Below are 21,683 nucleotides of genomic sequence, written 5' to 3'. Positions count from 1 at the left end.
GTGCCTCGTGCATAGCTTGGCGGTATTTCGGTCAGGTTCGTCCGGCATGACAGTGTTACCGCTTGTCCATCTCGGCTGCCACCGAGGGCAAGCGCGCGGAACTCCCTACGTTCGAGTCGGGTCCAGAAAAGGCCCCTGACTATTCAGGGGTTCCGCTGGGCCTGGCAACAGCTCACTCGGCTCTCTCTTGCCATGGACGGGGAGAAGGGCTTGGTGTGCTTAATCACTAGCGTCGGACCGAGTCGACAGACCGAATGGGTGTTTAAGTCGGTCTGGTGGCAGGCAATTGCATCTTTACTAATAAGAATACCGAATCGCTTCCGCTTCGCCTGCCGTTTGATTTGCTGGCTGAGGCCGACTGCCGCGCTGTTCCTGCAGCTGGCTGCGTATGGATTATTCAGGCTCGCTCACGCTGTGGCGGTAGCGTGCCTGAACGGAGGAGCTGAACCTACCTCGGGGTATTTTTTGATGCTTTGCGGCATGCCGTTCATCGAATCTGCAACTGTCGGGGATATTTGCGGTCTGTTGCGTGTCTATGCCACCTCACATGAGCCAGCGTCGCGGCCGGAGTAAGGCATGAACAACAATTTATCTCCGAGAAGGGATTCCATGATGAGGAACATCACGCTTCCAAGTGTATCGCTACTGTGCCTTGTCGCTACCAATAGCTGGGCCGTAAACGATCCGCAGGATATTCGCATTGGTGGTTTCGAGTTCACCCCTACGCTGATCGTCCGTGAAAGTTACGACGACAACTATCGCGGGTTGGCAGACAACGAGCAGGCATCCTGGGTTACCGGAATTAATCCGACTTTCCTGCTGGGAACCGGCAATCGCAACAGTGAGTACGAGCTCGAATATTCCTTCAACAGCGACATCTTTCATTCGGATTCCGAAGCCAGTAACACCGACCATCACCTGCGGCTCAGAAGCGTCATGGAGTTCACTTCGCGTCATCGCCTGAGTTGGGGGCTTGCCTACCATCGCGTAGAGGAAACGGCCGACACCGAAGACGCTACCGAGAACGACAAGTACAGCCAGGCCATTGCCCGCGCGGCATACCGTTTCGGTGCCGAAAGCGCACGTAACCAGCTCGAGTTCGGTACCAACTACGAACAGCGCCGTTACCACAACAGCGGCAACATCAACGCGTCAGAAGAGCGCGACAGCCTGATGTTAAATTCCATCTGGTTCCATCGTCTTGGCTCCAGAACACGCTCGCTCGTCGAGGTCCGTCATACCGACCACGACTACAAACTCAGCAGTGCCCTGCGTGACAGCACCAACGTGGCGCTGTTGGGCGGTGCGACCTGGGCTGCTGGCGCGAAGACATCAGGCACCTTCAAGCTGGGTGCCGAGCGCAAGGATTTCGACAGCGACCAGCGTGAAGACTTCACCAGCCCGATGTGGGAGGCCGGCATTACCTGGAAGCCGCGCTCCTATTCGGCATTCAACCTGACCTCGCGGCGCGCGTTCGATGAAGGCGATAACGGTGCTAGCACTATCAATGACTGGACCACTCTGGCGACCTGGGATCACGAGTGGACCTCGCGTATTGCCACCGAGCTGCAGTACCGCTTCTCCGATCGCGAATACGAGGGGATCGGTCGGGACGACGAAAGAACGGCTTACGGTGCTGGCGTGATCTGGTCCCCGGACCGCTGGATCGACGTGACGCTGTCATACCTCAGAACTGAAAACGACTCCAGCTTGAGCTCGGAGACTTACGACCGAAACGTCTACCTGCTGAGTTTCGACCTGAGCCTTTGAGGCCGGGTAGGACGTTAATCAGAGCCTAAGGAGGAGCCGACCATGCGCATCCCGAACCTGTTCAAATACTTTTCATTGCTGATCCTGTTGGTGTTCAGCGCTGGCGCCAGCGCCGCGCAATACCAGCTGGGCTCGGGCGACGTGATCCGCATAAGCGTCCACGGCGAGCCGGACCTTTCGTTCGAAGAAATACGCCTGACCGATGCGGGTACCTTCACCTTTCCGTTCATCGGTGAAGTCGACGCCAACGGCAAGACCGCCAGCGAAGTGCGCAATCTGTTGGTGGAAAAACTGAAGGACGGCTACCTGATCGATCCGCGCGTTTCGGTATCGGTAGCCAACTACCGCGAGTTCTACATCGCCGGCGAGGTCAAGCTTCCCGGCGGTTATCCGTACCAGCCTGGGCTCACCCTGGATCGGGCAATTGCCCTGGCTGGCGGTCTTACCGAGCGTGCCTCGACCAAGCGCATGACCATTGTGCGGGGCTCCGAAGGCGGCCGTGCTGCAGAGAAAGCCACCATGGACACCCTGGTCCGCCCTGGCGACACGATTAACATCGACGAAGGATTCTTCTGATGAACAGCCCAGTTCGCCCGGACCGACCATGGCAGCGCCCCGTAGGGCCAGCAGCCGATAGCGATTTCATCGACCTGAAGAAAATCTGGCACGCAATCTGGTCACGCAAGTGGGGCATCGCCGTGCTGGTGGGTGTCGTAGCGGTGCTGACGATGCTCCTGCTCTCGCGCATGACCCCGATCTACAAGGCCGTGGCGTCGGTGCTTATCGAGACGAAGGGCACCCCAGTATTGTCGTTCCAGCCAGCGACAGATTCGCCTGTCGAGCTCAGCGAGTACCTGCAGACCCAGCTCAGCCTGATGCAGAGCCGAGGTGTGGCCGAGCGTGTGGTTCGCGACCTGAATCTGACCGAGCACCCTGAGTTCGATCTGCGCCAGCAGCCCGGGCCGCAGGTTGATTTCGGTGGCATCGTCGACGCCCTGACCGGTGAAGAGGCCGAGCCGATCACCGAAGCTCAGGTCATGGATTACGCGACGCAGACATTCATGGAGCGGACGTCCGTTTGGGTCGAAGGCAAGAGCCAATTGGTCTACCTGTCGATCTCCATGGCCGATAGCCTGACCGCCGCACAAGCCACCAACCAACTGGCACAGGCTTATATCGAGGCTCAGCTGGAAGCCAAGGTCGACATGTCGATGACCGCGGCCAGCTGGATGAATGAACGCCTGGTCTCCCTGCGCGAAAATCTTCAGGCTTCGGAAGACAAGCTGCAGGCTTATCTGGACGCCGAGGGTCTGGTCGATCTGGATGGTGTAGGCACCATCAGCGCCAATGAGCTGTCGCTCACAGGTGATCGCATGATCGATGCGCGTCGTGAGCGCGCCGAAGCCGAGAGCCAGTACCGCCAGGTCGAATCCATGCGCAGTCAGGGCTGGGAGCGTCTGGCCAGTGTGCCAGCCGTACTTGGCCACCCGCTGATTCAGCAATTCAAGGCGAATCAGGCCCAGGCGCGTTCGCGGGTCGAGGATCTGTCGCGTCGTTATGGCGATCGTCACCCGGCGATGGTCTCGGCGCGTTCCGACCTCAATGCCGCTACGGCCAGCCTGAAGCAACAGGTCGAGCAGGTGGTGGCGAGCATCGAGCGCAACTATCAGCTCGCCGTCGCCAACGAGAACTCGTTGCGCGCCTCGTTTGATGAGAACAAAGGGCGCATCCAGGATATTTCTCGCAAGGAATTCAAGGTGCGTGATCTGCAGCGCCAGGTTGAAAGCGACCGTGCGCTGTATGACACCTTCATGACCCGCCTGCAGGAAACAACCGCCACCTCGGATCTGAGCTCCACCAATGCTCGCGTAGTCGACGCGGCCATCCCGCCGACCGAACCCAGCGCGCCGAACAAGAAGCTGATTCTGGTAGTGGCGTTGTTCCTGGCCCTGGTGGTCGGCATTGCCCAGGCGATCATCCGCGAGATTCTCGACAACACCTTCAAGAGCTCGGAAGAAGTCGAGACCAAGCTGGGGCTGCCGGTGATGGGCATCGTTCCGCAGGTGCCACGCAAGCTGCGCAAGGAAGTCAGCCACCTGTTCGAGCGCAACGGAGACAAGCGATTCTGCGAAGCGGTACGGACCATCCGCACCAACCTGCTGCTGAGCGAAGCCAGTCAGCCGCGGCAGGTGCTGGTGATCACCTCCACTGCGCCAGATGAAGGCAAGAGCTCGGTATCGGCCAACCTCGCGTTCGCCATGGGTCAACTGCACCGCGTTCTGTTGATCGACGCCGACCTGCGCCGTGCGACGCTGGACAAGGCGTTCGACTTCAAACCGGGCACGCCGGGGCTGGTTAACCTGATCGGTGGCAATGCGAAGCTCGAAGAGTGCATCCACACCGTCGGCAACGTCGACATGATCGCGGCCGGTGCAGTGCCATCCAACCCGCTGGAGCTGCTGTCCTCGCCGCGCTTCGCCAAGCTGCTCGAGGTGGTCAAGGGCCGCTATGACCGCATCATCATCGACTCGCCGCCGAGCCAGGCGGTCAGCGACGCGGCCGTCCTGTCGACGCTGGCCGATGCGGTGATCTACGTCGTCAAGTCCGACAGCACGCTGATTCCGCATGTGCAGAAGGGTGTGAGCCAGCTGCAGAACAGCAATGCGCCGCTGACCGGTGTCGTGCTCAACCATGTCGATATCGAGAAGGCCAAGAAGAACGGTCAGTTCCGTGGCTACTACGACCACTATGGCTATAGCGAGCAGCAAACGGTCTGACCCGGCTCGCTCGTTTCGCATCAGGCCAGGTTCCGTCAGTAATGAACCTGGCCTGGACAGAATTCTGCCCAGCAAGTGAATTGCGCACCGGCCCCCGAAAGGGCTGCGCCGAGGCACGCCTGTATCAATGTCTAAATCGAGGATCCTGCTATGAACATCACCGTCGTTGGAAGCGGTTACGTCGGTCTGGTAACCGGTGCCTGCATCGCGGAAATGGGCAACACGGTCTACTGCGTCGACGTCGACAAGTCCAAGATCGATAACCTCAAGCAGGGCATTCTGCCGATCTACGAGCCTGGCCTCGAAGAAATCGTCACTGACAACCACGCCTCCGGCCGGCTGCATTTCACCACATCGTTGAGCGAGGCGGTGCAGCAATCCGAAGTCTTCTTTATTGCGGTCGGCACCCCGCCCGGTGAAGACGGTTCGGCTGATTTGCGCTACGTGCTGGAAGTCGCGCGTCAGATCGGCGACACCTTGCAAGGGCCGGCGATCGTGGTGAACAAATCCACCGTACCGGTGGGGACGGCGGATCTGGTTCGCACGGCAGTGTCCGAGCGCCTCGAGGCGCGAGTGTCGATATCGAATTTTCGGTGGTATCGAACCCGGAATTCCTCAAAGAGGGCGCGGCGGTCAATGACTTCATGCACCCGGATCGCATCGTCATCGGCGCTGACAACGAACATGCCCGGCAGGTGATGAGCGCGCTGTACGCTCCCTTCATCCGCAATCGTCCGCGCACCATGTTCATGGGCATCCGCGATGCGGAAATGACCAAGTACGCCGCGAACGCCATGCTGGCGACCAAGATTTCCTTCATGAACGAGATCGCGAGCCTCTGCGAGCGCCTTGATGTGGATGTCGAAAATGTCCGCTTGGGGATCGGCTCGGATGAGCGCATCGGCTACCACTTCATCTATGCCGGTTGCGGCTATGGCGGCTCCTGTTTCCCCAAGGACGTCAAGGCGCTGATCAATATCGCCCACCAGAACGACTTCGAGCCCAAGCTGCTACAGGCCGTCGAAGCCCGTAACGATCAGCAGAAGCACTCGCTGTTCAACAAGATTTCCACCCACTTCAATGGCGATCTCAGCGGCCGCACCTTCGCGGTCTGGGGTCTGGCGTTCAAGCCCGGCACCGACGACATGCGCGAAGCGCCAAGCGTGGTTCTGATCAACAGTTTGATCAACGCTGGCGCCAAGGTCCGTGCGTTCGATCCGGTTGCACGCGAGACCGCGCGCCGCGAATTCCCTCAGGATTGGCTCGCCGACGGGCGTCTGCAGATCGTCGAAGGCCAGTACGAGGCGGCAATCGATGCCGACGCGCTGTGTCTGGTAACCGAGTGGAAGCCATTCCGCCGTCCGGATTTCCGTGCCCTGAAGCGTCTGCTGAACACGCCGTTGATCATTGACGGGCGTAACCAATACGACCGCGAGCAGGTCAAGCGCGAAGGCTTCAGCTACTACGGCATCGGCCGGCAGCCGGTCCAGGCCTGAACGAGGGGCTGCGAGTGAGCGTCATCGATCAGCCCGGCGTGCGGCGCGGTCCTTCTCCTGTTCGGGAAAGATTGACCACGCTGTTGCACGGAAGCATGCGCAGCAAACTGCTGCGCAACATTCTCACCGTGGTCACCGGTACCGCCGGTGCGCAGGCGCTCACCCTGGCGTTCATGCCAGTGATCACCCGTATCTACGGGCCGGAAGCCTACGGCGTGCTGGGTACGTTCCTTAGCGTGACCATGATGTTGATCCCGGTCGCTGCACTGACCTATCCCATCGCCATTGTGCTACCCAAGCGCGATGGCGATGCGCGAGGGCTGGTGCGCCTGGCGCTGGCGACCGCGCTGACGTTGGCGACGATCGTTGCGCTCACGCTGCTATTCTTCGGCGATCGGCTGGCCGCGGCACTGGAAATCGAGATCATCCAGCCGTATCTGATGCTCATCCCGTTCGTGATGTTCTGTGGCGCGGCATTGGAAATCTGTCAGCAATGGCTGTTTCGTACCCAGCGCTTCCGTATCACGGCGAGCGTGGCGGTCGGGCATTCGCTGCTGTTCAACTCCATGCGGACCATTGCCGGTCTGGTGCAGTCTTCGGCGCTGGTGCTGGTTTGCACCACCGCTCTGCAGCAAGCGCTGCACGCCGCCATGTTGGGGCTGGCGATGCTGCGGGCCAAACCTCACGAGGACAATCACGCCAGCGAAGATGAGCGCAGCGATCCGAGCATGCTCGAGCTGGCACGCCGGCACAGCGACTTTCCGAAGTTTCGCGCCCCGGTGATGCTGATCAACGCCGTCTCGCAGCACCTGCCGACCCTGGTGCTCGCCGCCTATTTCGGCCCGGCGGCGGCGGGTTTCTTTGCGCTGTGCAAGCAGGCGTTGACCATGCCGACCAACCTGATCGGCAAGTCGGTTGCCGACGTCTATTACCCGCGCATCAGCCGCGCCATCCACGACCGCGAACCGGTCACCGCGATGCTATTGAAGGCAACCACCGCGCTGGGTCTGGTAGGGCTGGTGCCGTTTTCCCTGGTGGCGGTGTTCGGCCCCTGGCTCTTCGCGCTGATATTCGGTGAGCAGTGGCATGTGGCGGGTGAGTACGCCCGTTGGCTGGCGCTGGCCGAGTACGTGATTTTCGTCTCGCGTCCCTGCGTGGTCGCGGTTCCGGCGCTGTCGCTGCAAGGCCGTTTCCTGCTGTTCGAGATATTCAGCACCAGCCTGCGTGTGCTTTCGCTGTTCGGCGGCGCGCTGCTGATCGGTAACGCGCTGGCGACCGTCCAGGCCTTTGCCGTCGCCAGCATCGTCATCTATTCGTCGCTGATGGTGATCGTGCTGATCGCCTCGCGCAGGTGGTACGCGGCTCAGCATATGAAAGCCCAGCACCCCGAAGAGAGTTTCGATTGATATGAAGGTTCTACATTTGGTCGCTGGTGAATTGACCGGGGGCGCTGCTCGCGGCGCGTACTGGTTGCACCAGGGGCTGCGCTCGCTGGGTGTCGATTCCCTCGTCTACACCAACAGTCAGGTCACCCATGGCGACACCTCGGTGGTGTCTGTCAGCCGTAGCAAGAAAGACAAGATCATCAGCATCGCCAGGAGTCAGGCCGATCAGGCATTCGCCAGCCTCTACCGCGGGCGTCAGTCGGGTATGTTCAGCGCCGGCGTGATGGGCGCCGATTTCACCGATAGTGTTGAATGCCGCGAGGCCGATGTGGTGCACCTGCACTGGGTCAACGGTGGCTTCGTCGACATGAAACACTTGGCCAAGCTGCGCACGCCCTTGGTCTGGACCATGCGCGACATGTGGCCAATGACCGGTGGCTGCCACTACGCCATGGGCTGCGAGAAATTCATCACCGGCTGCGGCAGCTGCGATCAGCTCGGCAGCACGTCCGACAGGGACCTGTCGCGCTTCGTGCTCAACCGCAAGCGCAAGTACCTGCCCAAGTCGATGAAGATGATTGGCATCAGCGACTGGGTGTCCGAACAGGCCAGGCAGAGCCTGCTGTTCCGAGACTTCGACGTGCGCACCATCCACAACAATGTCGATGCCAGCGAATTCTTTCCGCTGGACAAGGCGTTGGCCAGGCAGCTGCTGGGGCTGAATACCGAGAAGAAAATCATCCTCACCGGCTGTACCAGTGCCAAGGATACCTACAAGGGCTTCGGCAAATACCTCGAGATGCTCAAGCACCTCGATCCGGCCAAGTATCACCTGTGCTTCTTCGGCAAGCTGGATCAGTCCATCGCCGACGGCCTGGGGTTCGACTACACCTCGTTCGGTTATCTGCACGACAGTATCTCGTTGCGCCTGCTGTATTCGGCGGCAGACGTCTTCATTGCACCGAGCCTGATGGAGGCGTTCGGCAAGACCCTGGCCGAAGCCATGGGGTGTGGCACACCCGTGGTGTGTTTCGATGCCACTGGCCCGAAGGACATCGTCACGCATAAACACGACGGCTATAAGGCGGCGCCCTTTGAAGCCCAGGGCCTCGCCGAGGGCGTCGAGTGGGTCACAAGCGAGGCGGACTATCCGCAGCTCGCGCTCAATGCGCGGGAAAAGATCACCAGCACTTTCGACAGCCCGGTCATTGCCCGGCAGTACCAGGCGCTGTACGAGGAAATGCTCGCATGAGCGGGCCGTTCGTCCGTGTCGGGCGGCTCGGTAACGCTTCGTTAACCTCGGCTGCCAACAATCAATCGAACCTGCTGTCTGGCGGGGCAGGGCACTGGGTCATGCCCGCGCTGTCTGCTCAGCACCGAGTCATCACCCCCTTTGTCATCTGGAACCTACAGGTACTCTGAAATGGAAAAGAAACGCGCGCTGATCACCGGGATTACTGGCCAGGACGGTTCCTACCTCGCCGAGTTTCTGCTGGAAAAAGGCTACGAGGTTCATGGCATCAAGCGCCGCGCCTCGTTGTTCAACACTCAGCGGGTCGACCACATCTATCAAGATCATCATGTCGAAGACCAGAACTTCGTCCTGCACTACGGCGATCTGACCGACTCCTCCAACCTGACCCGGATCATTCAGGAGGTCCAGCCCGACGAGGTGTACAACCTGGGGGCGCAGTCACACGTTGCGGTCAGCTTCGAATCGCCCGAGTACACCGCCGATGTGGACGGCATGGGTGCATTGCGCATCCTCGAGGCCATCCGCCTGTTGGGGCTAGAGAAGAAGACTCGCTTCTATCAGGCCTCCACATCCGAACTCTATGGCCTGGTACAGGAGATTCCACAGAAGGAGAGCACTCCGTTCTACCCGCGTTCGCCCTATGCGGTCGCCAAGCTCTACGCCTACTGGATCACGGTCAACTATCGTGAAGCCTATGGCATGTATGCCTGTAACGGCATTCTGTTCAATCACGAGTCGCCGCGCCGCGGCGAAACGTTCGTGACCCGCAAGATCACTCGCGGTCTGGCGAACATTGCTCAGGGGCTGGAGAAATGTCTGCACATGGGCAACCTCGACGCGCTGCGCGATTGGGGCCATGCCAAGGACTACGTACGTATGCAATGGATGATGCTGCAGCAGGAGCAGGCGGAAGACTTCGTCATCGCCACCGGCGTGCAGTACTCGGTGCGCGAATTCATTCGCTGGTCGGCCGCTGAGCTGGGTGTCCAGCTGCGCTTCGAAGGCAGCGGCGTAGACGAGCGCGCCATCGTTGCCGGCATCGAAGGGGACAAGGCACCGGCGCTCAACGTCGGTGACGTCATCGTTCGCATCGATCCGCGCTACTTCCGTCCGGCGGAAGTGGAGACCCTGCTCGGCGACCCGAGCCGGGCCAAGAACAAACTTGGCTGGACCCCGGAAATCAGCGTGCAGGAAATGTGCGCCGAGATGGTCCGCGAGGACCTGAAAATCGCCCAGCGCCATGCCCTGCTCAAAGAGCACGGCTTTGACATTCCAGTGACATTGGAGAATTGAAATGAATCGTGACGCACGTATTTTCGTTGCGGGGCATCGCGGCATGGTTGGCTCCGCGATCGTCCGCCGCCTGCAGGCGCTGGGGTACGACAACATCATCACGCGTGGTCGTGAAGAACTGGACCTGGTCGATCAGGCGGCGGTCAACGCGTTTTTTGCCGAGAACCAGATCGATCAGGTCTACATGGCTTCGGCCAAGGTGGGCGGTATTCATGCCAACAACACCTATCCGGCCGAGTTCATCTACCAGAACCTGATGGTCGAGGCGAACATCATCCACGCGGCTCACTGCAACGGCGTCAACAAGCTGCTATTCCTCGGTTCCTCGTGCATCTATCCGAAGTTCGCCGAGCAGCCGATGAAGGAAGAGGCACTGGTAACCGGTGTGCTCGAGCCTACCAACGAGCCGTATGCGGTGGCCAAGATCGCCGGCATCAAACTGTGCGAGAGCTATAACCGCCAGTACGGGCGCGATTACCGCAGTGTGATGCCGACCAATCTCTACGGCCCCAACGATAACTTCCATCCGGAAAACAGCCACGTGGTGCCGGCGCTGCTCAAGCGGTTCCATGAGGCGACCCAGCGAGGCGATGACGAAGTGGTCATCTGGGGCAGCGGCAAGCCCCAGCGCGAATTCCTTCACGTCGACGACATGGCCGCGGCCAGCGTGCATGTGATGGAGCTGGACGACGCGACCTACCAGGCGCACACCCAGCCGATGCTGTCGCATATCAACGTTGGGACCGGTGTTGATTGCAGCATCCGGGAGCTGGCCGAAACCATCGCTCGGGTCACCGAGTACCAGGGCAAACTGGTGTTCGACAGCAGCAAGCCAGACGGTACGCCGCGCAAGCTGATGGATGTCTCGCGTCTCAAGGCCCTCGGCTGGCAGTCCAGCATCAGCCTGGAAGATGGCTTGCGCGATGCCTATCGCTGGTTCGTCGAAAACCAGCATCAGGCCCGACACTGATCGGTTGAGCAGCGGGCCATGGCTGCACGGGCGTCCCGCTGCTGCCGTGAACCAGGGACGGGGCGGAGCAGACCCCGGAGCCAGGCAGGTGACATTTTGCCTATGCGGCAGCGGACTTTTTTGCCGTTGCCGTTGTCCATCCATGGCACACGATTCCTCGCCGTGGTGAGTCGCCTCATCGAGGTCATCAAACCGGGCCGGCTCGGTTCTATGTTCGCCACGTCACATCTGGAAAATGGGGAAAGCGCTTGTTAAGGAAAATTCTGGCGTACAAGAATCTGCTGTTCTTGCTGTTGCTGCTGAACTCTACCTGCTTCTTCCTGACGGACGACAAGCGGGCCGGGATTCCGTACTTTCAGGAGATTTTTTTGCTGCTCGTTCTGGCGGCAACGGCCTGTCTGTTCGTCGCATGGAAGTGGGTCTATCAGTCCAAGACCAGCCTATGGATCATTTTCATGGGCTGTCTATTGCCGCTGATCTCCGCGGTGCTCGCCAACCTGAACTTCGGTCAGCCGCTCGCATACGGATTCCTGGAAGAGCGCCGGTTCTTTCAATATCTGGTGTTCTTCCCGACCCTGTTTCTGCTTCTCAAAGCTTCTCCGACCCAGGAAGAGCTGGGGAAGTATTTTTTGTACGTAGCGCTTTTCTGCGCAACGCTGGGCTTTGCCTACTACCTGGGCATCATCCCGCAGAACAAGGTTGCGTCCTTCACGGTCGATGACTGGACGCAATATGAAGATCTCTTGCGGCCGAATCGTTTCCGTATCGGTTCGCCCTTCGTCACGATCGCCGCCTTCATGGTGATGTACAGCATGAAGGATCGGGTGACCCTCGGCAGGCTGGCGATCCTTCTCTACTTCGTGGCCTATCTGTGGCTGGTCATGCAGACCCGACAGACCATGCTGGTCTGGGCATTGGCCGGTGTGTGGATTTTCCGCAAGCGTATTGACTCGTTGATGAAGCTCAGCGTGCTCGGTGTGACGATTCTGGTGGTGTCCTATCTGTTGGTGCCGGAGTTCTATCATGAGCAATACGCTCGATTCGATGCGTTGCTCTTCGACGCCACCTCGGGACCAGGTGTACGAGACAGAACAGTTGCAATCATTCTGGATGCGATCAGCACCAACAATTACTTCGGCATGGGCGCATTGTCGCTGCAATGGAACGGCGGGTTCTCACGGATCTATAACTCGCACTTTTACTTGGCTGATGTCGGGATATTCGGTGTCTATTATCGGTATGGGTTCCTGACGCCGATCGCCGCATTGATCTTCTACGGCGGTTTCATCTGGATAATGCGTCAGTGCTCGGACAAGGGAAATCTTCTGGCTGCGCTGCAACTTAGTTTTGTCGTCAGCATGTTGAACATTACGCTTTCCAATGCGCTGACATTCTCAGGCGATATTTATGGAATGGCTGCAGCCTTCTTCCTTTATTACGCCAAGCTGCAGACCGCAAATACCCCTCTCTCTGCAAATCTCGAACAGGTGAATTATGGTCAGTTTCAGTATCGTAACTATAAACTGGAATAATCTTGATGGCCTGAAGGAAACCTATCGGAGCCTGGCGAGCCAGACCTACCGGAACTTCCGCTGGATCGTTATTGATGGTGCATCCAAGGACGGCAGTGGCGAATGGCTCAAGAGCCTGGATGATGATCAGGCGGAAATAACCATAGAGCCGGACAAAGGTATCTATGACGCGATGAACAAAGGTCGCCTTCGCGCTGTTGAAACGCCCGGCTATACGTTGTTTCTCAACAGTGGTGATTCGCTTGCCGATCCGGCGGTACTTGGCCGTATCAACGATGAACTGTCGAAGACGCCGGGAACGCCGAAGTTCATTTATGGCGATTTTTATCGTAAAGAAGCTGGCGGCGATTTGAAACTTACCAGCGCGCGGCCCATTGAACGCGCACCGCTGGGCTTACCAGCCAGCCATCAAACGATGTACTTCGAGAATGAACGGCTGCGTCAGTTCCAGTTCAGGCTCGATTACAAACTGTCGGCTGACTATTGCCTGTTGTTGGAGTTCTTGCAGGGGCTCGATCTTCAGCATGAAGTCATGCAACTGACATTTCCGCTGTGCATCTTCGATACCACTGGCGTGTCGCATAAGAGGCGCTTCGAGGCGATTCGTGAGGATATGGATATCAGAACGCGCTTCTTGAAATTTTCCAAACCCAACGCATTCGCGCTGTACGTGCTGCATTACGTGCACACCCACACGAAACAACTACGTGCCTCCTTGGGGCGTTGAAAGGACGGGCCGGCCCATACGGTTCAGCGGGCCTTCTAAACACAGGGCGCAGGAGAGTGTTCAATGAATTACCGAAGCCTGAGTGACTTATCGCGGCTAAGCACCGAGTGTGCCGGCAAGATTCCGAATGATATCGATCTGGTGGTTGGAATACCGCGAAGCGGAATGCTGGTCGCCAGCATCATCGCGCTGAAACAGAACCTGCCACTGACGGATCTTTACTCATTCCTGCGCAACGATGACCTGAAGAAAGGCAATACCCGCACCTACAAGCACGCCGAGCTGACCAAGCCAAAGGATGCGAAGAAAATACTCCTGGTCGACGACAGCATCTCTTCGGCCAAGTCGATGCGGGCCGCAGAGGAGCAGGTTCGCGCCGCGTACGATGGCACCGTAGTGACCATGGCGGTGTTTGCCGAGCGGCACAATCGACACCACGTGGACATGTACCTCGAGCTTGTCGAGCAGCCTCGCGTGTTCGAGTGGAATGTCATGCACCATCCCTTTCTGACCCAGGCCTGCCTGGATATAGATGGCGTGCTCTGCATCGACCCGACGATCGAGGAGAACGACGACGGGCCGAACTACCGGGACTTCCTCAGCTGCACGCGCCCGCTGTTCATCCCGTCGGTCAAGGTCGCGCACCTCGTGACCAGCCGCCTGGAAAAGTATCGGGCTGAAACGGAGGAGTGGCTGCAGCGCAATGGCGTGCAGTACGGAACCTTGCATATGCTTGATCTTCCCACTGCTGAAGAGCGCCGCCGGCTGAATATCCATCACAAGTTCAAGGCGGAGGTTTATGCCAAGCAACCACTGACGCGGCTGTTCGTCGAAAGCGAAGTCAAGCAGGCCGTCGAGATCATGAAACTTAGCGGCAAGCCGGTGTATTGCATTGAGACAAATGAGATGTACGTGCCGGGCCAGGTCCACAACCTGAAGGCGAATACGCTGCGCAAGACCTACAGCCTGAAGGCCAAACTGATCGGCAAGGCGAAATCGATACTGGGTAGATGGGCACCGGCAACATCGTCATCGAAGAGCTGAAGGCTACCTATCGGCCGCGCGAGAGGCGGCCGATAGGTAAATGAGGGCAAGTGCCGGTCAGTGATTCGGCCCGATGCGGCTGCAATTACCCTGGCCGACGTACTTGCTCAGAATGTCCCACTGGGGGCGGTCCTGCCCGTCTTTAGGCTCAATGGACAGCTTGTATTTGCCCCACGCCGACCCGGCCGCCCAGTACGTCATGGGAATGCAGTGCTCCTGCAGATAAGCCAGCAGATTATCCATCGCTTCCAGCAGGCGTGGCTCGTCGGCCGGGATACCGAACTCACCGATCTGGCCCTGCCTGTCATGCTTGATCAGCCAATCGACAAAGGGTTTGACTCGTTTGACACCAAGCATGGTGTCGAAATCTTCCTCCAGCGGCTCCTTGTATTGCCCGCTACTGTGTTTGTCGAGGTACAGGTGAGCGGAAAATATCAATTTATCGGAGGGGTCCTTCAGTTGCAGCAATGGATCATTGAACTTCGGCCAGAGAAAGCTGCTGGACCAGAAGTTGCCCTCGATATACAGGGGGCGCTCCTTGTCATGTTTTCGGATGGCATCGATGCCGGCCTGAGCTGCTGCGGGCCAGTATTCGTCCGCGCCATGTGGCTCGTTCATGATGTCGTAGGCATAAAGTCCTGGCTGGTCTTTCCAACGTTTGGCGATACGTTCGAGCAGGTCTTCATAAGCCGATATCGGTACGGCATCGGTTCCAATGATCTGTTTTTGATAACGGGCATAGTTGTGTATGTCGAGAATGACGCGCATGTCGTTATCGGCGGCCTGTTGCAGCGTCCCTTCAATCAGTTGGGCATAGTCTTCATCCAGTTCCGCATTGAGTTCACGCTGCAGACGCTCCCACATGATTGGGAAACGAATGGTCTTGATGCCTCTGTCTTTCCACTTCGAAAGGTAGCCGGGGGCGGGGAAGAAATAATTTGTTTTATATTTTCCGGGGATGACATTGCCGGAAAACGCGGCGCCCCCGATGTTCAGGCCGATCAAATCGATATTTTCTGCCGCGCTGGCGGCACTCCCGAGCATAAGCGTGAGTCCGAGGAGTATTCCTTTTGATCGTTTCGAATGGCTACGTGTCCTTAACATCTGACTACCTCTTTCTACTCTTCAGGAAGGTACCGCGGAAGCGGCTGCTTCGTTTGTCCGACATAGGCAGGCATTGTTCAGTTTTTTCTAGGCGAATCTTCCGTGCTGCGGCGGGCCATCAGCCTTGCCGTAATGAGCCTCACCGACTTTCATTGATTTACAGACAGAGAAGCTATTTATGAAAAATCCCCTCACCAAAAGGACGGATCCTTTGATAGGGAAGCTGAAACTACTGAATGAAGCTGATACCGGCCCTTTTATCGCTGAGCTGAAGAAGCGCGAGTCGCCGACTATTCTTGGTTTTCTCAATCAGCACGGCTACAACATCGCGCAGCGTCACCCATCTGTTCTGAACAGCTTTCTTCAGGTCAATTACCTGCTGCGCGACGGCATCGGAATCAAGATTGCCTGCTTGTTCAACGGGCTGGATCCGAAGTCCAATCTCAACGGATCCGACTTTATCCCCGAGCTGATCGAAGAGCTGGTGGGCGACTCCGAGGATCGCTACGAGCTGTTTGCCATGGGCACCCGCGAGCCCTGGTTGAGCGATGGCGCGAGCAAGCTCTTCGGGGACCGAAAATTTCATGCGATTGATGGGTTCAAACGCTCCGAGGACTACCTGGCGTTTTACCAAGAGCACCATGTGCCAGGGCGCTTTCCGATCGTCGTGCTGGCTATGGGCATGCCCAAGCAGGAGCATGTGGCGTTGCACCTGCAGAAGGCGATGGATACCCGTGCGGTACTGATCTGTGGCGGTGCCATTCTTGATTTTTCGGCGCAGCGCTTTCCCCGTGCCCCGATACTTTTTCGTCGGTTCGGGCTGGAGTGGGCGTTTCGCATGCTTATCGAGCCGCGTCGCCTGTTCAAGCGCTACGCCGTAGGTATTCCGCTGTTTTTCTACTACCTGTCGCGCAATGCCTTCTCGGGTGGGCGTGTCGGTGGCTGGAACGCGCTCAATCGCGAGCCTTGATGTCCTGGTTGCCGCGACCAGGGACGGTCTCGGCATCGACATTACAGATGGCCTCGATGGTTCTGTATCAGCGCGGAATCACCCGCAGCGTCACGAGCAGGCTGAACAGGTAATGCATCGAAAGCGTTATCGCATAGAGCAGCAGCACTGAGTTGATCGGTAGATCGAAAAGATGGGCGGCTGCGAAACAGCCGAGCGTGAGCAGGGTGCGCTGAACGTTCAACATCAACAGCACGCGTTGACCCTCGAAAACCGACAGCAGATGAGACGCCGGCGCATGCATGAACTGGAATAGAAGATAGAGCGCCAGTATCGACGCCATCTCTCCTGCCAGCGCCCACTGAGCCCCGAACGCGAAGGCAAAAAGCTGTTCGCCGAACGTCAGCAGCAGTAAAGCCGGTGCAAGTGCGAGCACCAGCAACCGTTTGATCACCGAGAAAGTCACCTGGCGAATTTCAGCCGGACGCTTGCGTCCGATCGAGGCGATTTCGGCGTAATACGCCTTGCTTGTGGAATGCCCCAACAGATTCATCGGCAGGGCCAGCGTCATCATTGCCAACCCGAGTTGCCCTGTGGTTTGAGCGTCATAGAGCGCAGCGGTCAGCAACAAGGGCGCCTGGCTGGCGAAAATCTGTAGCAGCTGGGACGGCAGGCGGTAGGCCGGAAAGCTCCTGTAGTGCAGCAGCATGTACCAGGCTCGTCTCAGGGTGATATGGCGCCAATAGGCTTTTACATCCGCTCGGAATGTCCGTATCAGCGTCATCGTCCCCGCGCCAGCGCCTAGTACCTGGCCCGCCAGAAGCCCGAGCGGCTTCAATCCCAGCAGTCCCAAGGCTATTTTTGCGATCGACCCGGCAACGCTCTGCTGCAGTTGCGTGCGCGCGATGGCGGGATAGGCGCGGCGGCGTACCGCCCAGATCAACAGCACTTCATACAGACCGGCACTGCACAGCGCGATAATCAGCATCCAACGGTACGGTATGAGGGCCTCCATCGAGCCCATCGTCAGCAGAGCGGGACCGGCCAGCCAGAACAGCACGCTCAATGTGATCGTCATCGCGACTATCAGGAAAACCGATACCACCATCAGCGTCATGGCTGTGCTATCCCTACGGGGCAGGGGCACAGCGAGCTCGTAGCGCAGGGTCATCAACGGCGTAAGAATCAATAGCAGGGCGGTAAAAACTGATAGAACGCCGAAGTGCTCAGGACTGTAGATCCGGGTAAGGATTGGGATGGCCGCCAGGCCGACGACCCTCGCTAAGCCGTTACCGATGGCCAGGGTAGCCATGCCCTTGAATACACGCGCTGATGATCCGCCGGCGAGTCGTTGTCTGGCCGCAACGAGCATGCCGGTAACGTCGAGGCTATGCACGGAATACTCCTTTATATGGGCGAGCCGCTTGGGTAAGCGTGTGCCATTTTGTGCGGGATGCCATCAATCGACTGGCTTATTCTGGTGTGGCGTGGGGATGCCTGAAGGGGATCGCTTCCCGCGCATATGAGGCTGCAGCCGGGGAAAAGTTGCTGGCGGGTCGTCTATCGATCAGTGGACGGTCATTTGGCGCGGCGGATTCCCTTTCCGCCAGCGTCGGGGCTGCGCTGAGGATTTTGGCGTAGTCGATAGCCCGGCGTGACCGTCTCCTCGTCGGGTTCGGTGGTGTGGTGTCAATGAGCACCTGGCCCCGTCTTCTTCAGCGGCGTCCCTGCGCCTTCGGCATAGGTCAATTCGCCCTCGTCAAGCCTTGCCGGCGAAGTATAGGGATGCATGGTCAGCCGCTGTTCATCCTGAATATGCAGCACCTCGATTCCGCGCAACTTCAACACATCCGAAACCATAGAACGGTGGCAGCGCCACCAGAGCACTTCGGCGCACATCATCGCCGTCGGCTGCCCGACGGCCAGGCGTATGAGCCGTTGCAGCCCGTTGGCAAACTCATCGGTTTTCACGTGCGCGGCGTAGCCACGAAAAGATGTGTTGCGCCAGGCGCTCGCGCTCGGCCCCGGTGGTGCGCGTCGCCGTCCGCCCAGCTCCTCGATCCACTCATAAGCAATGCCGTGCTCGCCGAGCGCCGCCTCAAGGTTCGCTGACATGAATTGAGGTAAACGCCTTGAGCCGGGAAAACGGCGTACATCCGCAACGGCACGAATGCCGTAGTGCTCCAGCAGCGCGATGAAAGCTTCGGTTGTGCGCGTGGAGTGGCCCACCGTCCAGATCTGTTTGGGTTGAGGTGGGGTCATTCAATCTTGCTCAGCGCGCTGCCCTTGTGCATTGCCACGTGGTCCGTCTTGTCGCTCTCGATTTCGTACTGCGGCTCTTCCGGGCTGGCGCGCCGCCGATGGCCTTTGTAGTCGGTGTCGTGGGTGTGCACTTTGATGATCCGCCCCGTGACATGACCCGCCTCCGAGTTCCAGCGGACGTGGTCGCCGACTTTGAATTGATGATGCGTCATGAGCTGCTCCGTATGCCGAGGGTTCGCTAGGGAGAACGCGGAGAGGAAACAGCGCTTCCTCTCTAGAAGCCGACCGGAAAATGGTTGGTCTTGCTGTGACCGTTCGTCGGCTCCTCGCATAGACGAAATCGCGTTTCGTGACGCAGTTATTCAAAAAAATGGCGCCTAAAGAGTATTAGCGCAACGGTTTAAAGCGGTTGAAGGCCTATTACTGTCGATAGCAATAAGCCATCTTCTAATAGCGGATTAATGGCCGGTCAAAAATGTGACGTGAGATTGGCGATCTAAATACGTCAAAAAAATTTTGAATCGTTTTAGAAACCTATTATAAAGGCGCCACGCAACGGATTGCCGGGTTCCACACAGGTGATCCGGCGTCCTTTGTAACGCGGTTCGTCCGGTTGCGCGTAGTGAGACATCTGCCCAGTAAGCGCCTGTACGACTTAATTAAAACTCCCGCCACTTTTTTAAAGGCTTAGGCCTTTTGAAGTATTAAGTTCCGGAGAGACTGAATGTCTACCAATGTATTTACTGGTGCCCCCAAGGCACTTGTTCGCTCCATCGCTCTTGCAGCCGTATTCAGTGCTGTCGCTTTTACCGGTGAAGTAGCCGCCGAGATTACTGTGAGTGCGTCCTCTGCGGCCGCCTTCACTTCATCGATCAACAAATTCACCAGCACCGATTTCCTTAATGGTGTTTGGCGTCGGACTGCGGGCTTGTCTGTTCCAGCCAGCTCCGCCGCGATTGCAGCATTCAAACCAGGCGTGCAGATCAAGTTTGCCGATGGCCAGGTCCGCAAGATCACTCGGGTCTATGTGGTTGGTAAGAACATCAGCATCTACGTTGACGGCGGCTTGCTCGACGGCAGCAAGGTCGGTGCACCACGTACTATCAGCACTGTGGTCAACTCGGTAACGGCCCCGTCGACAACCGCCCCGGCCCCGACTGCACCCAGCAGCAGCTACAGCGTCAAGCTGAACAGCTTCACCAGCACGGACTGGGACAAGGGCATCTATCGCAAATCGCCCGGCTTCTCGATCCCGGATACCGCAGCCAACAAGGCGGCGTTCGCTGTCGGCGCATCGGTAAAACTGGCTGATGGTCAGGTGCGCAAGATTTCCGCCGTCTACGATGCAGGTGCTCACCTGTCGGTCATGATGGGCGGCTCCGCGCTGTCTGCCAGCGCTGTCGGTTACCCGAACTCCGTCAGCGTAGTATCTGCCACCGCCGGTACTACCACGCCTCCGACAACCGTCGCGCCGGCACCGGCTCCTGCGCCGACGCCAGCACCGACCGCGCCGAGCACTACGTACACCGCTGGCATGAATAACTTCACCAGTGCGGATTGGGACAACGGCATCTACCGCAAGGCAGCCGGTTTCTCGATTCCGGATACGAGCGCCAACAAGGCTGCATTTGTTACCGGTGCGTCAGTGAAGCTGGCGGACGGTCAGGTACGCAAGGTCACTGCGGTCTATGACGTGGGGGCCCACCTGTCGGTGATGCTGAGCGGCACAGTGTTGTCCGGTAGCGCCGTTGGTTACCCGAAAACCATCAGCGTTGTGTCCGGCAGCACCGGCACCACTACGCCTCCGGCTACCGTCGCGCCTGCTCCGGCACCGACGCCTGCTCCGACACCGGCCCCAACGACCCCGGTAGTCAGCGACGGTAGCGGTATCGACCTAGTTGGCGTGAACTTCGGTTCGGGCGTGTTCGATCCATCGAACGTGCCGGGTATCTACAACAAGGGCTATACCTTCGCCGATGAGTCCTACTACAAGCGTCACAGCGAACTCGGCTTCAAGCTGGTGCGTCTGGGCTTCCTCTGGGAGCGGATCCAACCCAAGCTGGGTACTGAACTGGACGCAGCGGAACTGGGGCGCATCAAGCAGTCGCTGGATTACGCCCAGAAGCACGGCATCAAGGTCATCCTTGATATGCATAACTACTACCGTTACTACGGCAAGGTGATCAACTCGCCGGAAGTACCACGGGCGCAGTTCGCTGAAACCTGGCGCAAGATCGCTGTGCACCTGTCCAAGCACCCGGCCCTGTATGGCTACGGTCTGATGAACGAGCCGTATAACACTGGCAACAACATGTGGCCGCAAACTGCCCAGGCTGCTGGTCAGGCGATCCGCAAGATCGACCCCACCAAGTGGATCATGATCGCCGGCGACCGCTACTCCAGTGCATTCCATTGGCAGAAGTACAACACCCAGCTGATCAACGATCCGTGGATGCGTGATCCGAAGAACAACCTGGTCTATGAAGCGCACCAGTATCTCGACTACGACTACTCGGGCACCTATCGCAATCGCGCCGAAACCTTCGCTCCGATGCTGGGTGTCGAGCGGGTCAAGCCGTGGGTCGAGTGGCTGAAGAAGAACAAGCTGCGTGGTTACATCGGCGAGCACGGTATCCCGGACTTCTCTCCGTCTGCCGTAGTCGCGACTGACAACCTGCTGGCTTACCTTGCGGAGAACTGCATCCCGAGCACCTACTGGGCAGCCGGTCCGCGCTGGGGTGAGAACATCATGTCCCTGGACGTCCAGAGCGGTAAGCACCGTCCGCAACTGGCACCGCTGCAGAAGCATGCCGCTGCGAAGAAAACTTGCTCCACCATCGGTCCGCTGTAACACGACCGGTATAAAAGAAAACGGGCCTCGGGCCCGTTTTTTTCGTCTTTGAAAAGACGCCTGTATTACTAACGAATGCTGCTCGTCGGCTGCGGTTTCGCTCCTTGAGAGATTTAACGAACAGCACAGGCTCGCTATCCGTTAATTTCATGATGGTTATCCGTTTCGCTTGTTATGAATGCCGCTTCGCTTAAAGCCAATAAGTACGCTGCTTATCGCGATATTGAAGGCCAGTTGCCATTGGCCTGGAGGCAAATAAACAAAAGTG

17 protein-coding genes and 1 pseudogene are annotated in these 21,683 nt (G+C 58.3%); 14 read left to right on the top strand and 4 right to left on the bottom strand.

What is annotated here, in order from left to right; translation table 11 throughout:
- Window positions 1-609 precede the first annotated feature (609 nt).
- From DQ405_RS04750 to DQ405_RS04695, 12 genes and pseudogenes are all read left to right on the top strand, one after another.
- A complete protein-coding gene (locus DQ405_RS04750; RefSeq protein WP_241729824.1) occupies window positions 610-1,770 on the top strand; it encodes an outer membrane beta-barrel protein in 1,161 nt (386 codons plus the stop codon).
- 42 nt (window positions 1,771-1,812) lie between these two features.
- On the top strand, window positions 1,813-2,346 hold the full coding sequence (locus DQ405_RS04745) for a polysaccharide biosynthesis/export family protein (protein WP_168423142.1): 534 nt from the start codon (window positions 1,813-1,815) through the stop codon (window positions 2,344-2,346).
- Window positions 2,346-4,547, top strand: a complete 2,202-nt coding sequence (locus DQ405_RS04740; RefSeq protein ID WP_168423141.1) for a GumC family protein — start codon at window positions 2,346-2,348, stop codon at window positions 4,545-4,547. The genes DQ405_RS04745 and DQ405_RS04740 overlap by 1 nt, the downstream gene beginning before the upstream one ends.
- 150 nt (window positions 4,548-4,697) lie before the next feature.
- Window positions 4,698-6,043, top strand: a pseudogene (locus tag DQ405_RS04735) (UDP-glucose dehydrogenase family protein).
- 95 nt (window positions 6,044-6,138) lie between these two features.
- Entirely contained in the window at window positions 6,139-7,449 is a 1,311-nt protein-coding gene (locus tag DQ405_RS04730; protein ID WP_241729822.1) for a lipopolysaccharide biosynthesis protein, read from the top strand.
- Window position 7,450: 1 nt separating this feature from the next.
- Window positions 7,451-8,680 (top strand): glycosyltransferase family 4 protein, encoded by a 1,230-nt coding sequence (locus DQ405_RS04725; RefSeq protein ID WP_168423139.1) that lies wholly within the window; start codon window positions 7,451-7,453, stop codon window positions 8,678-8,680.
- Window positions 8,677-8,850: a hypothetical protein gene (locus DQ405_RS04720; protein ID WP_168423138.1), complete on the top strand. Its 174-nt coding sequence runs from the start codon at window positions 8,677-8,679 to the stop codon at window positions 8,848-8,850. The genes DQ405_RS04725 and DQ405_RS04720 overlap by 4 nt, the downstream gene beginning before the upstream one ends.
- A 1-nt stretch (window position 8,851) precedes the next feature.
- Window positions 8,852-9,976 (top strand): GDP-mannose 4,6-dehydratase, encoded by a 1,125-nt coding sequence (gene gmd, locus DQ405_RS04715; RefSeq protein WP_168423137.1) that lies wholly within the window; start codon window positions 8,852-8,854, stop codon window positions 9,974-9,976.
- Between the two features lies 1 nt (window position 9,977).
- Window positions 9,978-10,946, top strand: coding sequence for a GDP-L-fucose synthase (gene fcl / locus DQ405_RS04710; protein WP_168423136.1), 969 nt, complete (start codon window positions 9,978-9,980; stop codon window positions 10,944-10,946).
- A gap of 287 nt (window positions 10,947-11,233) precedes the next feature.
- Complete coding sequence (locus DQ405_RS04705) at window positions 11,234-12,478, top strand: hypothetical protein (protein WP_168423135.1); 1,245 nt, start codon at window positions 11,234-11,236, stop codon at window positions 12,476-12,478.
- Window positions 12,441-13,205, top strand: coding sequence for a glycosyltransferase (locus DQ405_RS04700; protein ID WP_168423134.1), 765 nt, complete (start codon window positions 12,441-12,443; stop codon window positions 13,203-13,205). Before DQ405_RS04705 ends, DQ405_RS04700 begins: the two co-directional genes overlap by 38 nt.
- A 63-nt stretch (window positions 13,206-13,268) precedes the next feature.
- A complete protein-coding gene (locus DQ405_RS04695; protein ID WP_168423133.1) occupies window positions 13,269-14,249 on the top strand; it encodes a phosphoribosyltransferase family protein in 981 nt (326 codons plus the stop codon).
- A gap of 57 nt (window positions 14,250-14,306) precedes the next feature.
- Here DQ405_RS04695 and DQ405_RS04690 read toward each other — a convergent pair whose 3' ends face one another.
- Window positions 14,307-15,293 carry a glycoside hydrolase family 5 protein gene (locus DQ405_RS04690; protein ID WP_241729821.1) on the bottom strand — a complete coding sequence of 329 codons (987 nt, stop codon included), beginning with the start codon at window positions 15,291-15,293 and terminating at the stop codon, window positions 14,307-14,309.
- Window positions 15,294-15,564: 271 nt separating this feature from the next.
- On the opposite strand from DQ405_RS04690, the gene DQ405_RS04685 reads away from it, so the two are divergent.
- Window positions 15,565-16,323, top strand: a complete 759-nt coding sequence (locus DQ405_RS04685; protein WP_241729819.1) for a WecB/TagA/CpsF family glycosyltransferase — start codon at window positions 15,565-15,567, stop codon at window positions 16,321-16,323.
- Window positions 16,324-16,390: 67 nt separating this feature from the next.
- Here the strand turns inward: DQ405_RS04685 and DQ405_RS04680 are convergent, their stop codons facing one another.
- The 3 genes from DQ405_RS04680 to DQ405_RS04670 form a co-directional block, all read right to left on the bottom strand.
- Window positions 16,391-17,698 (bottom strand): oligosaccharide flippase family protein, encoded by a 1,308-nt coding sequence (locus DQ405_RS04680; protein WP_168423130.1) that lies wholly within the window; start codon window positions 17,696-17,698, stop codon window positions 16,391-16,393.
- A gap of 293 nt (window positions 17,699-17,991) precedes the next feature.
- Window positions 17,992-18,564 (bottom strand): DUF488 domain-containing protein, encoded by a 573-nt coding sequence (locus tag DQ405_RS04675; protein ID WP_168423129.1) that lies wholly within the window; start codon window positions 18,562-18,564, stop codon window positions 17,992-17,994.
- Window positions 18,561-18,776, bottom strand: a complete 216-nt coding sequence (locus tag DQ405_RS04670; RefSeq protein ID WP_168423128.1) for a DUF2945 domain-containing protein — start codon at window positions 18,774-18,776, stop codon at window positions 18,561-18,563. The genes DQ405_RS04675 and DQ405_RS04670 overlap by 4 nt, the downstream gene beginning before the upstream one ends.
- Before the next feature lie 512 nt (window positions 18,777-19,288).
- Here DQ405_RS04670 and DQ405_RS04665 point away from each other — a divergent pair.
- The gene (locus DQ405_RS04665; RefSeq protein ID WP_168423127.1) at window positions 19,289-21,415 is read left to right on the top strand and encodes a glycoside hydrolase family 5 protein; all 2,127 of its coding nucleotides are present in this window, start codon (window positions 19,289-19,291) and stop codon (window positions 21,413-21,415) included.
- The last annotated feature ends 268 nt before the right edge of the window (window positions 21,416-21,683 follow it).

The organism is Pseudomonas sp. SST3 (assembly GCF_003325755.1).
The sequence above is the reverse complement of the archived record's forward strand: the minus strand, read 5'-3'. Positions and strand labels throughout refer to the sequence as shown.

Coding starts and splice junctions, on each gene's coding strand:
- DQ405_RS04670 (WP_168423128.1), bottom strand. CDS start 18,776: ATGACGCATCATCAATTCAAAGTCGGCGACCACGTCCGCTGGAACTCG.
- fcl (WP_168423136.1), top strand. CDS start 9,978: ATGAATCGTGACGCACGTATTTTCGTTGCGGGGCATCGCGGCATGGTT.
- DQ405_RS04725 (WP_168423139.1), top strand. CDS start 7,451: ATGAAGGTTCTACATTTGGTCGCTGGTGAATTGACCGGGGGCGCTGCT.
- DQ405_RS04700 (WP_168423134.1), top strand. CDS start 12,441: ATGGTCAGTTTCAGTATCGTAACTATAAACTGGAATAATCTTGATGGC.
- DQ405_RS04740 (WP_168423141.1), top strand. CDS start 2,346: ATGAACAGCCCAGTTCGCCCGGACCGACCATGGCAGCGCCCCGTAGGG.
- DQ405_RS04745 (WP_168423142.1), top strand. CDS start 1,813: ATGCGCATCCCGAACCTGTTCAAATACTTTTCATTGCTGATCCTGTTG.
- gmd (WP_168423137.1), top strand. CDS start 8,852: ATGGAAAAGAAACGCGCGCTGATCACCGGGATTACTGGCCAGGACGGT.
- DQ405_RS04675 (WP_168423129.1), bottom strand. CDS start 18,564: ATGACCCCACCTCAACCCAAACAGATCTGGACGGTGGGCCACTCCACG.
- DQ405_RS04750 (WP_241729824.1), top strand. CDS start 610: ATGATGAGGAACATCACGCTTCCAAGTGTATCGCTACTGTGCCTTGTC.
- DQ405_RS04730 (WP_241729822.1), top strand. CDS start 6,139: ATGCGCAGCAAACTGCTGCGCAACATTCTCACCGTGGTCACCGGTACC.
- DQ405_RS04695 (WP_168423133.1), top strand. CDS start 13,269: ATGAATTACCGAAGCCTGAGTGACTTATCGCGGCTAAGCACCGAGTGT.
- DQ405_RS04720 (WP_168423138.1), top strand. CDS start 8,677: ATGAGCGGGCCGTTCGTCCGTGTCGGGCGGCTCGGTAACGCTTCGTTA.
- DQ405_RS04665 (WP_168423127.1), top strand. CDS start 19,289: ATGTCTACCAATGTATTTACTGGTGCCCCCAAGGCACTTGTTCGCTCC.
- DQ405_RS04690 (WP_241729821.1), bottom strand. CDS start 15,293: ATGCTCGGGAGTGCCGCCAGCGCGGCAGAAAATATCGATTTGATCGGC.